An 11,120-nucleotide genomic window follows, 5' to 3' on the forward strand; every position below is an offset into this window, starting at 1 on the left:
GCTGGGTATCTGTGTACAGCGTGTGCACCACGCCGGTACTACGGGGAGGACGTAACGCAACATCCGCGCCAGGCAGAGGTGACGCTATTGCGTCACGACCGCGCCGAAACCGCGCCGATAAACCGCGCCGACAATCGCACCGTCAACGTGCACTGCGCGATTCAATGCGTCGGACACACCACCCCCGAAAGTAGTACTCGCCGGATGGTAAAGGGTTGTCATTCACATGTCAAAGTTCGTTACAAATTCGCCGGATTTGACTTGCGAATCAACGATATAGGCCGAATTTTGCATCTTGTTTATCGGATTGCGCATATCAAAACGCCGCCAGTCCGGCGGCGCAAAAAGCGATGCTGCGAGGCACTGCGGTCAGGCAGCACCAACCTGCGCCGCGGCCATCAGCTTGCGGGTATAGGGATGCTGCGGCGCACCGAGCACGGCCTCGGTTTCCCCGGTCTCTACCACCTCCCCCGCCTTCATCACGATGACGCGGTGCGCCATGGCCCGGATCACCGCCAGGTCGTGGCTGATAAAGAGATAGCTCAGGTTGTACTTGTGCTGCAGCTGGGACAGCAGCGCCAGCACCTGCTGCTGGATCGAGACGTCCAGCGCCGAGGTCGGTTCGTCCAGCACCAGCACCTGGGGCTTGAGGATCAGCACCCGCGCGATCGCGATGCGCTGGCGCTGGCCGCCGGAGAACTCGTGCGGATAGCGCCCCAGCGCGGTGCGGTCGAGCCCGACTTCGCGCAGGGCGTCGATCACGCGCTCGCGCGTGGCCTCGCGCGACAGGCCGGGCTGGTGCAGCGCCAGCCCTTCGCCGACGATCTGCTCGATGGTCATGCGCGGCGACAGCGAGCCGAACGGATCCTGGAACACCACCTGCATGCGCGAGCGCAGCTGGCAGCGGTCCTTGCGCGTGGCGTCGTCAAAGCTGCGGCCAAGGAAATGGATGGTGCCGGCGCCCTTGCGCTGCAGCGCCAGCACGGTATGCGCCAGTGTGGTCTTGCCCGAGCCGGATTCGCCGACGATGCCGATGGTCTCGCCTTCGCGCAACTGGAAATCGACATCCTTGACCGCCGCGAACTGGTCCTTGCCGAACCAGCCGGCCACGCCACGGCGCTTGCGCGCGTAGTTGACGCTGAGGTTGCGCGCCTCCAGCAGCACCGGCGCCAGCGGCACCAGCGGCAGCACCTCGCGCTTCGGGCGGCTGTCGATCAGCTTGCGCGTGTACGGGTGCTGGGGCGCGGCAAACACCTGGGCGGTCTCGCCGGTCTCGACCAGCACGCCCTTCTCCATCACGCCCACGCGCTGGGCAAATGAACGCACCAGGTTCAGGTCGTGGGTGATCAGCATCACCGCCATGCCGAATTCGGCCTGCAGGTCGCGCAGCAGGTCCATGATCTGCGCGCGGATGGTCACGTCCAGCGCCGTGGTGGGCTCGTCGGCCAGCAGCAGCTTGGGCCGGCACGCCAGCGCCATGGCGATCATGGCGCGCTGGCGCTGGCCGCCGGACAGCTGGTGCGGGAAGCTGTCGAAACGGTGGGCGGCGTCGGTGATGCCGGTGCGCTCCAGCAGCGCGATGGCACGCTCGCGCGCGGCGCGGCGGTCCAGGCCTTCATGCAGCGCCAGCGTTTCGACGATCTGGTTGCCGATGGTGTACAGCGGGTTCAGCGCCGTCATCGGTTCCTGGAAGATCATCGCGATCTCGGCGCCGCGGATTGCCCGCATCTCGCGGTCGGAGACGTCGAGCAGGTTCTTGCCTTCGAAGCGGATCGCGCCGTCGTAGTAGGCATCTTCAACCAGGCGCAGCATGGCCAGCGCGGTCACGGTCTTGCCCGAGCCCGATTCGCCGACCAGCGCGTAGCGCTCGCCGGCGCGCAGGTCAAAGCTGACCTCGCGCACCGCGCGGGTGGCATGTTCGCCGTGACCGAAGGTGACGGACAGCTTGTCCACGCACATCAGCGTGGAGCCAGGCGCGGGGATCTCGGCGGGGGCGAGGCCGGTGGCGGCCTGCAGCAGCGGCGACACGGCGCTCATGGCGTGACTCCCGGCGCCGGCGCCGCCGGCGCGCCGGCCGGGACCTTGGGTTCGACCCGACCACGCAGCGCGGCCAGGCCCAGGCGGGTGTCGAAGGCATCGCGCAGCGCGTCGCCCATGAAGGTCAGCAGCATCAGCGTCACCACCAGCACGGTGAAGGTCGACAGCGAAATCCACCAGGCATCGAGGTTGCCCTTGCCCTGCGCCAGCAGCTCGCCCAGGCTGGGCGTGGTCGGCGGCACGCCAAGGCCAAGGAAATCCAGGCTGGTCAGCGCCAGGATCGCCGCGCTCATGCGGAACGGCAGGAACGTGATCACCGGCGTCAGGCTGTTGGGCAGGATATGGCGCCACATGATCTGCACGTTGGACAAGCCCAGCGCGCGCGCCGCCTTGACGTAGTCGAGCGAGCGGTTGCGGTAGAACTCGGCGCGCACGTAGTCGGACAGCCCCATCCAGCCGAACAGCGACAGCAGGATGATCAGCAGCGCCAGGCTGGGCTCGAAGATCGAGGCGAAGATGATCAGCAGGTACAGCTCGGGCATCGAGCTCCAGATCTCGATGGCACGCTGCGAGAACAGGTCGAAGCGGCCGCCGAAGAAGCCCATCAGCGCCCCGGTCAGCGTGCCGATCACCACGCCGATCACGGTCAGCGCCAGGCTGAACAGCACCGATACGCGGAAGCCGTACAGCAGCCGCGCCAGGATGTCGCGGCCACGGTCGTCGGTGCCAAGCCAGTTCTCGGCCGACGGCGGCGCCGGGTTGGGCTCCTTGGCGAAGTAGTTCAGCGAGTCGTACGAATACCGGTTCAGCGGGAAGACCGCGAAATTGCCGTCGCTGGTGATGCGGTCGCGGATAAACGGATCGAGATAGTCGGCCTGCGTCGGGAAGTCGCCGCCGAAGGTCGTCTCCGGGTAGGTCTTGACGATCGGGAAGTAGTAGTCGCCGTTGTAGCGCACCACCAGCGGGCGGTTGCTGGACAACATCTCCGCGCCCAGGCTCAGCACGAAGATGGCGACGAAGATCACCAGGCTCCAGTAGCCGCGGCGGTTGCGGCGGAAGCGCTGCCAGGCGCGCTGGCGCGGCGAGGGCGAATGCGGCAGGCCGTTGGGCACCGCGTGCGAGAACGGTTTCATCGGTGCAGGCCCTCGAAATGGATGCGCGGATCGACCAGCACGTAGCAGACGTCGGAAATCAGGCGCGTGACCAGCCCGATCAGCGTGAACAGGTAGAGCGTGCCGAGCACCACCGGGTAGTCGCGCCGCAGCACGGCCTCATACGACAGCAGGCCCAGCCCGTCGAGCGAGAACAGTGTCTCGATCAGCAGCGAGCCGGTGAAGAAGGCGCCGATAAAGGCCGCCGGAAAGCCGGTCACCAGCGGGATCAGCGCGTTGCGGAACACATGCTTCCACAGTACGCGGCGCTCGCCCAGCCCCTTGGCTCGCGCGGTCAGCACGTACTGCTTGCGGATTTCCTCCAGGAAGGCGTTCTTGGTCAGCATGGTCACCACCGCGAAGCTGCCCACCACCGAGGCGGTGATCGGCAGCACCAGGTGCCACAGGTAGTCCATCACCTTGCCCATCAGCGACAGCTGTTCCCAGTTGTCGGAGGTCAGCCCGCGCAGCGGGAACCACTGCACGAAGGTGCCGCCGCCGAACAGCACCAGCAGCAGCACGCCCAGCACGAAGCCGGGAATCGCATAGCCGACCAGCACGACGATGCTGGTGACCACGTCGAAGCGGCTGCCCGCCCGGATCGCCTTGGAGATGCCGAGCGGCACCGATATCAGGTAGGTCAGGAAAAACGTCCACAAACCCAGGCTGACCGACACCGGCAGCTTGGACTTGACCAGCTCCCACACGCTGCGGTGCTGGAAATAGCTCTGGCCCAGGTCGAACTGGGCGAAGCGCTTGAGCATCAGGAAGTAGCGCTCCAGCGGCGGCTTGTCGAAGCCGTACAGGGCCTGGATCTCCTTGATCTTCTCCGGGTCGACGCCGCGGCGGCCGCGGTATTCGGCGCCGCCGCCGCTGGCTTCGCCAGCGCCGCCCCGCCCTTTCAGTTCCATCATCATCTGCTCGACCGGACCGCCCGGCACGAACTGGATGACGACAAAGGTCAGCGTGATGACGCCGATCAGCGTCGGGATCATCAGCAGGATGCGCTTGAGCAGGTAGGCAAGCATCGGCCGGTCCTTGTTCCTTTAGCTAATCTGCACTGAAAGCGTCAGCGCGCTTGCGGCTGGACGTCCTTGCGCCACCACTGGCTCAGGATCCAGCCTTCGGCCGTATAGAAATAGGGAAGCCGCTCCGGATAAGCCAGTTCCTTGCGGTACGAGACCCGGTGTGACGCACTGTACCAGTTGGGCACGATGTAGTAGCCGTGCATCAGCACCCGGTCGAGCGCGCGCCCGGCAGTAATCAGCTCCTGGCGGGTATGGGCATGCAGCAGGTTGTCGACCAGCTTGTCGACGACCGGCGACTTCAGCCCGAACAGGTTGTCCGAGCCGGGCGTGGTCGCGGCCTCGCTGGCAAAGCGGTCGCGCAGTTCGTTGCCCGGGCTCTGCGAGTCGGGGAAGCGGATCGACACCATGTCGAAATCGAAGTCTTCCAGCCGCTTCTGGTACAGCGCAAAGTCAGTGGTGCGCTGGTGCACCTGGATGCCGAGCTTTTCCAGGTTGCGCACATAGGTGGTGATGACGCGGCTCATGGCGCCGCCATCGTCCAGGAACTCGAATACCAGCGGCTCGCCCTTGGTGTTGCGCAGCGCGCCGTCGGTGTAGGTCCAGCCGGCCTGCGCCAGCAGGCGCCGGGCCAGGCGCAGGTTGTCGCGCAGCGACCGCGGCGCCGCGGTGCTGGGCTGCACCACGTCGGGGCCGAAGACCTCGGGCGGCAGCTCGGCGCGCAGCGGCTCCAGCAGCGCCATCTCGCCGGGGCCGGGCCGGCCGTCGACGGTGGCGCTGGCGGCCAGCTCGCTGTTGGAGAACCAGCTGTCCAGCCGCTTGTACGCGCCGTAGAACAGCTGCCGGTTCAGCCATTCGAAGTCCAGCGCCAGGATCAGCGCCTGGCGCACCCGCACGTCCTGGAACACAGGCTTGCGCATGTTCATCACGAAGCCCTGCATGCCGGCGCCGTTGCGGTGCGGGAACTCGGTCTTGATCAGCTCGCCGTTGCGGAAGCGCGTGCCCTGGTAGCTCTTGGCCCAGTTCTTGGCACGGTACTCGACGATGGCATCGAACTCGCCGGCCTTGTAGGCCTCCAGCTTGGCGGTCTCGTCCTTGTACAGGCGGTAGACCACGCGCGCGAAGTTGAAGGTGCCGCGGCGCACCGCCAGATCCTTGCCCCAATAGCCGGGATCGCGCTTGAAGATGATGCCGCGGCCGGCGTCGTAGCGCTCGATCAGGTAGGGGCCACTGGTGATGGGCGGCTCGAAGGTCAGCTTCTCGAACGGCACCTTGGCGGTCCACTTCTTCGAGAACACCGGCAGTGCGCCGACGATCAGCGGCAGTTCGCGGTTGCGCTGCTTGAAGTCGTAGCGCAGCGTGCGCTCGCCGGTCACCACCACCGCCTTCACATCGGTGCACATGCTGCGGTAGCCGGGGCTCGACGCCTTGCTCATCAGCATGTCATAAGAATGCTTGACGTCAGATGCCAGCACCGGGTCGCCATTGGAGAAGCGCGCCTGCGGGCGGATGCGGAAGGTGACCGACATCTCGTCCGGCGCGACCGTGACGTCCTCGGCCAGCAGGCCGTAGGCACTGGCGGTCTCGTCGGCGCTGCTGACCAGCAGCGACTCGAACATCAGCGCATTGAGCCCGGGCGCCGACGTGCCCTTCAGCGTGAACGGGTTGAACTTGTCGAAGCTGGTGCGCCGGTCCGGATTGGCGAGCGTGAGCGTGCCGCCAGCCGGTGCGTTGGGGTTGACATAGTCGAAGTGCGGAAAATTCTCGGCGTATTTCAGGTCTCCGTGCAGCGCGAACCCATGCGCCGCCATGGCCGGGGAAGAGACCAGAGAGACCAGGGAGACCCCCGCCGCCAGCATGGTCGCCAGCCCGAACCGCAGTACCGCATCCCGCCGGAAGCACTGCCATGCCGCCTGAAGCGGCCAACGTGCTTGAATAGGCATCCCGTTGGATTCCTCCACTATGACCTCTGGGGTCCCGGCGTTCTGCGGCCGGGCCAAGTATGAGACAATTTTACATGCGTCCGGGGTGGCGCCAGCCATCCGGACATTCCCTCTGCGCGGCGCAATAAAACGGCCGCAGAACAGCCAGGGCACGCGCACGGCCGCACGGCGGACGCAGGAAGCGTGCCTGATACACCACCTTGGAGAACTTATGGGATTTCTGGCAGGTAAGCGGATCCTTATCACGGGCTTGCTCTCGAACCGCTCGATCGCCTATGGCATTGCCTCCGCGTGCAAGCGCGAAGGCGCCGAACTCGCCTTCACCTATGTCGGCGAACGGTTCAAGGACCGGATCAGCGAGTTTGCCAAGGAATTCGGTACCGACATGGTGTTCGAGTGCGACGTCGGCAGCGACGAGCAGATTGCCGCGACCTTCGCCGCGCTGGGCCAGCGCTGGGAGAAGTTCGACGGGCTGGTGCACTCGATCGGCTTTGCGCCGCGCGAAGCCATCGCCGGCGATTTCCTCGAGGGCCTGTCGCGCGAAGGCTTCCGCATCGCGCATGACATTTCCGCCTACAGCTTCCCGGCGCTGGCCAAGGCCGCGCTGCCGCTGCTGTCGGACAAGGCCTCGCTGCTGACGCTGACCTACCTGGGCGCCGAGCGCGTGGTTCCCAACTACAACACCATGGGCCTGGCCAAAGCCGCGCTGGAAGCCAGCGTGCGCTACCTGGCTTCCTCGGTCGGCCCGCGCGGCATCCGCGCCAACGGCATCTCGGCCGGCCCGATCAAGACGCTGGCCGCGTCGGGGATCAAGGACTTCGGCAAGCTGCTGGGCCACTTCGAGCAGGCCGCGCCGCTGCGCCGCAACGTGACCATCGACGAAGTCGGCAACGTGGCCGCCTTCCTGCTGTCCGACCTGGCCAGCGGCGTGACCGGTGAGATCACCTACGTCGACGGCGGCTTCAATATCGTCGGCGCGAGCGTCGCGGACGCCTGAGGGCAGCACTGCCGGCCGCAGCGCCGGAATCGACAAGGGGCGCCAGCGATGGCGCCCTTTTTTCCTGGCAGGTTGCAAGCCGGCTGTCGTAGCGCCGCGAGCAAGATCAAGCCGTGGCAGTGGCGCCGCGGCGGTCCATGTCGAGCACCGACCAGGCATAGATCGCCAGGCCGCCCAGCGCCAGCAGCAGGCCGACCCAGCCGGTCGAGGTCCAGCCATAGCCGGCTGCGATGGTCACGCCGCCCAGCCACGCGCCGAGCGCATTGGCCATGTTGAACGCCGAGTGGTTGAGCGCGGCCGCCAGTGCCTGCGCATCGCCGGCCACGTCCATCAGCCGGATCTGCAGCGCCGGGCCCAGTGCCACCACGGTGCCGACCAGCAGCACATTGGCCGCGGCCAGCCACGCATGCGGCGCGGTGAAGGTGAAGGCGCCCAGCACCAGCGCGGTCCACACCAGCACGCCGCCGATGGTCGGCATCAGCGCCTTGTCGGCCAGCCGCGCGCCGGCGAGGTTGCCCACCACCATGCCGACGCCGAACAGCGCCAGCACCACGGGGATGCCCGCGGCCGGCATGTGCGCCAGTTCGAGCATGGTCGGCTTGATGTAGCTGAACACCGAGAACATGCCCCCAAACCCGATCGCGCCGATGCCCAGCGTCAGCCACACCTGCTTGCGCCTGAGCGCCGACAACTCGCGCAGCGGGCTGGCATGCCGGTCGGCCGGCACGAACGGCACGCAGCGCCACACCAGCAGTGCGGTCAGCGCGCCGAGCGCACCCACGATCACGAAGGCCGATCGCCAGCCGAGCCAGGTGCCGACCGTGGCGGCGATCGGTACGCCGACCAGCGTCGCGCTGGTCAGCCCAAGCATCACCAGTCCTACCGCCTGCGCGCGCCGCTCGCGCGGCACCAGCCCCGCGGCGACCAGCGCCGCCACGCCAAAGTAGGTGCCGTGCGGGAAGCCGGTCAGCAGCCGCGCCACCAGCATCGACAGGTAGGCCGGCGCCATCGCGCTGGCGAGATTGCCCGCCGCGAACACCGCCATCAGCGCCACCAGCAGGTTGCGCCGCGGCCAGCGCGCGCCCAGCACCGCCAGCAGCGGCGCGCCGATGACCACGCCCAGCGCATAGGCGCTGATCAGGTGGCCGGCTTCGGGGATGGAGATGGCGAGGTCGCGCGCGGCATCGGGCAGCAGACCCATGATGACAAATTCGCCGGTACCGATGGCGAAGCTGCCGACGCCAAGCGCCAGCAGTGCGAGGCGGCCGGAACTTGCCGGCCGTCTGGCCTTTGCAGGGTGGTCGGAAAGATTCGGCGTGCTCGCATCGCGCGAGGGGCCGGAAGGCGGAACGCCGCGGACGGCGTCCGCGGCGGCGTGTGCATGTGGGGCGGCCATGTACAGGATTGCAGGGGGTTCTACGAAAATGCCGCCCGCTGCCGGGCGGGTCGATGACCCCGCCTCTGGTGATCCAGCGTGCTCCTGTGCGGCGCGCAAGGCGTTATTGTGCGGCAAAACGCGGAAACGTGCCGGCACGCCGCCGCGTTCAGCCCACGCCCGGCCCGCGCTCAGGCTTGAAGCCGGCAGCGCTCCAGCCAGTGCGCGTAAGGCGCCGGCAGTACCCACGACGGCGTCGGGCGTGGAGAGCCGACGCTGACGTTGAGCAGGTCGAGGCCGCCCTCGCGCATCGCGCGCGCCAGCTCGATCGTGCGCGCAAGGCCTTCGCGCATGCGGAGGCGGTCAAGTTGGTCGACTCTGGCCCGCCGGCGGTCGATACGCTCTGGCTGGTCCATCGTGCCGAGTGGCCGCTGTCGCCGCGCGCCGCCCGGGTGCTGGAGCACCTGCGGGCAGGAAGTCGCGCGCTGCACGGCCGCGCGGACAAGGCATCGCGCGGCATCCGGTGAAGGCCTATGCCCTAGCGGTCCTGCCGTTCGCGCCACGCCTCATACAGGTCCGGGCCTTCGTCGCGCGCCGGCAGGTAGGCCAGCTTCATCTCGCGCTGTTCGACAGGCCGCGCCAGCTCGACATAGCCGCGCTCCGCGGACAGGTCGTAAGGCGCGCCGTCTTCGTTGGAATAGGCGTAGTAGACCGCCCCGACACCGGCCAGGTACATCGCCGTCAGGCACATCGGGCACGGGTAGCCGCTGGCGTAGACCGTGCAGCCGCTCAGGTCGGGCTTGCCCAGTGCACGGCTCGCGGCGCGCACTGCCTGCATTTCGGCGTGCGCGCTGGGATCGCAGGTGGCTTCCACCTCGTTGACCGCGCGCGCCAGCACCTTGCCGTCCTTGACCACCACGGCGCCGAAGGGCCAGGTGTTGCGCTCCCGCACGTTTTCCATGGCAAGGCGGATGGAATCGATCAGATAGGTTTCCGTGGTCGACACGCGTTATCTCCTGTGAGGGCTCGGCCCTGGTTGGGCCGATGAGGTGGCTGGCTGACAGACTATAGGCCAGCGTGCGTGCGCGGCGTGCGGCAAGTTGTTATACAGCGAATTTGGTTCCAGCTCGCTGCCGGTGCTGAGCCGCAACGCGGCTTGACGGCGACGCTTTCGCCGGGACCCGGTGCGGCGCGTCACCGGCGACCGGCGTACTGCTCCGTTGCCTCCCGCTGCGCGGCTGCCATTTTCTGTGGCCAGGTACTCTTGATATACGCCAGCACGGCGATGATGTCTGCATCGGACAGCAACGGTGCGAACGCCGGCATGTCGCTCTCATAGCCCTCCGGCGCGGTAACGCCCGGGACCAGGCCATTCCGGGTAATGGCAAACAGCACGGCGTCGGGATGATGCCACGTGTGGCCGGAAGCATCATGCGGAGGCGCCGGCATCCGGCCGCTTGGCAGTCGCTGGCGCCACTCGGGCTGCCCCTGCAGGCTGGCGCCATGACACGACCTGCACTGCTGCGCGTAGATCTTCCGACCCTGCGCAACCAGTACCGTATCGGAGGCATCGATGCGAAGCTGCCGCGCATCGCTTGCCTTTCCGGCAGGGATGGGCGCCTCGATATATCGCTTGGCCTGCAGCGCAACGGCGGCGGCAGCCGCCGCGCCGAGTGCGATCAGTCCAGCGATGCGCCAGCGTCGCTTGCTTGAATCTTCCATGTTGGCTCGCGTCAAGTAGCAGCCCCCCTGAGCCGCAACGCATTGGTAATGACCGAGGCAGAACTCAGGCTCATCGCCAGCGCCGCAATCATCGGCGGCCGGGACCCATCGAGGCATCCGCTTTGCCTATTACCGTGGCGTTGCCCCTGGCTCCTTTTGGCTGCCATGGAAGAAATGCATCAGCGGGTACGGCAACACTATCGCAAAGGGCGGCCGGGAGGCAATGTGGCTCCCCCATTGGCTCCCAAACGCGGGCGCACCCGCGAATCCATCGTATGAGGCCTTCTCTCACCAGGACGTTACGCGGCCATTACATCCCGGTAAGGTGTCTGGCGAATTGGCGCTCCCATCCATGGCCGGCAGCATGCGCTTGACGTGCGACAAAGCGCCACAACCGGCATATGCTGCAAGCAGGCAAAGGCTGCTACCATTCGTGCCACACCGGCATCACAACATGCGTACTCCCCTTCATCGGCTCTTGCTTGCCGTATTCCTGCTGAGCGCTTTCCTGACAGTGCAACTGGCAGCGGCAGCGTATGCCTGCGAGGGCAGCCGGTATTCGCTTGGCTCGATGGAGGGAATGCCGGGCATGACGGAAGCCTGCCCCGACATGGCAAAGGAAGACGCCGCGCCGGGCATGCATGACGGGCTTTGCCAGGAGCACTGCCAGCTCGGCTCCAAGTCGGCCGACCATGCAACACCCCAGGTTCCCGCCTTCCATCCGGTGCTCGTCAATATTGTGGTGCCCACCCCGGTACCGGTACTGGCACATCGCGTAGCGGTTTCCCGCGACGCAATTCCGCGCGCGCCGCCACGCCCCCTCCCTATCCTCAACTGCTGCTTCCGAACGTAGCCTCCGAAGCAACGCCT

Annotated in this window: 11 protein-coding genes; 3 read left to right on the forward strand and 8 right to left on the reverse strand. The window is 66.9% G+C overall.

Features of this window, described 5'->3' with window-relative positions; all coding sequences use genetic code 11:
- Nucleotides 1–369: 369 nt before the first annotated feature.
- The 4 genes from IPF36_RS35040 to IPF36_RS31555 are packed head-to-tail and all read right to left on the reverse strand — an operon-like array spanning nucleotide 370 to nucleotide 6,156.
- Nucleotides 370–2,037, reverse strand: a complete 1,668-nt coding sequence (locus IPF36_RS35040) for an ABC transporter ATP-binding protein (RefSeq protein ID WP_135705523.1) — start codon at nucleotides 2,035–2,037, stop codon at nucleotides 370–372.
- Entirely contained in the window at nucleotides 2,034–3,170 is a 1,137-nt protein-coding gene (locus tag IPF36_RS31545; protein WP_133096117.1) for an ABC transporter permease, read from the reverse strand. The genes IPF36_RS35040 and IPF36_RS31545 overlap by 4 nt, the downstream gene beginning before the upstream one ends.
- Nucleotides 3,167–4,216 carry a microcin C ABC transporter permease YejB gene (locus IPF36_RS31550; RefSeq protein ID WP_133096116.1) on the reverse strand — a complete coding sequence of 350 codons (1,050 nt, stop codon included), beginning with the start codon at nucleotides 4,214–4,216 and terminating at the stop codon, nucleotides 3,167–3,169. Before IPF36_RS31550 ends, IPF36_RS31545 begins: the two co-directional genes overlap by 4 nt.
- Nucleotides 4,217–4,257: 41 nt before the next feature.
- Nucleotides 4,258–6,156, reverse strand: a complete 1,899-nt coding sequence (locus IPF36_RS31555; protein WP_135705524.1) for an extracellular solute-binding protein — start codon at nucleotides 6,154–6,156, stop codon at nucleotides 4,258–4,260.
- A gap of 211 nt (nucleotides 6,157–6,367) precedes the next feature.
- Between IPF36_RS31555 and fabI the strand changes: the two genes are divergently transcribed.
- The gene (fabI, locus tag IPF36_RS31560) at nucleotides 6,368–7,153 is read left to right on the forward strand and encodes an enoyl-ACP reductase FabI (protein ID WP_133096114.1); all 786 of its coding nucleotides are present in this window, start codon (nucleotides 6,368–6,370) and stop codon (nucleotides 7,151–7,153) included.
- Between the two features lie 106 nt (nucleotides 7,154–7,259).
- Here the strand turns inward: fabI and IPF36_RS31565 are convergent, their stop codons facing one another.
- Both IPF36_RS31565 and IPF36_RS31570 read right to left on the reverse strand, forming a co-directional pair.
- Complete coding sequence (locus tag IPF36_RS31565) at nucleotides 7,260–8,549, reverse strand: MFS transporter (RefSeq protein ID WP_133096113.1); 1,290 nt, start codon at nucleotides 8,547–8,549, stop codon at nucleotides 7,260–7,262.
- A 170-nt stretch (nucleotides 8,550–8,719) separates the two neighbouring features.
- Nucleotides 8,720–8,881 (reverse strand): hypothetical protein, encoded by a 162-nt coding sequence (locus tag IPF36_RS31570; protein ID WP_165971515.1) that lies wholly within the window; start codon nucleotides 8,879–8,881, stop codon nucleotides 8,720–8,722.
- A gap of 15 nt (nucleotides 8,882–8,896) precedes the next feature.
- Here IPF36_RS31570 and IPF36_RS31575 point away from each other — a divergent pair, with 15 nt between their 5' ends.
- Nucleotides 8,897–9,055, forward strand: coding sequence for a hypothetical protein (locus tag IPF36_RS31575; protein WP_195431969.1), 159 nt, complete (start codon nucleotides 8,897–8,899; stop codon nucleotides 9,053–9,055).
- An 11-nt stretch (nucleotides 9,056–9,066) separates the two neighbouring features.
- Here the strand turns inward: IPF36_RS31575 and IPF36_RS31580 are convergent, their stop codons facing one another.
- Together IPF36_RS31580 and IPF36_RS31585 are read right to left on the reverse strand one after the other, a co-directional pair.
- The gene (locus IPF36_RS31580; RefSeq protein ID WP_195431970.1) at nucleotides 9,067–9,534 is read right to left on the reverse strand and encodes a nucleoside deaminase; all 468 of its coding nucleotides are present in this window, start codon (nucleotides 9,532–9,534) and stop codon (nucleotides 9,067–9,069) included.
- Nucleotides 9,535–9,722: 188 nt separating this feature from the next.
- Nucleotides 9,723–10,250, reverse strand: coding sequence for a cytochrome c (locus tag IPF36_RS31585; protein ID WP_195431971.1), 528 nt, complete (start codon nucleotides 10,248–10,250; stop codon nucleotides 9,723–9,725).
- Between the two features lie 454 nt (nucleotides 10,251–10,704).
- On the opposite strand from IPF36_RS31585, the gene IPF36_RS31590 reads away from it, so the two are divergent.
- Complete coding sequence (locus IPF36_RS31590; RefSeq protein WP_133096112.1) at nucleotides 10,705–11,103, forward strand: copper resistance protein; 399 nt, start codon at nucleotides 10,705–10,707, stop codon at nucleotides 11,101–11,103.
- The last annotated feature ends 17 nt before the right edge of the window (nucleotides 11,104–11,120 follow it).

The sequence above is a fragment of the Cupriavidus sp. IK-TO18 genome (assembly GCF_015549295.1).
In the GTDB taxonomy this organism is placed as follows: Bacteria; Pseudomonadota; Gammaproteobacteria; order Burkholderiales; family Burkholderiaceae; genus Cupriavidus; species Cupriavidus oxalaticus_A.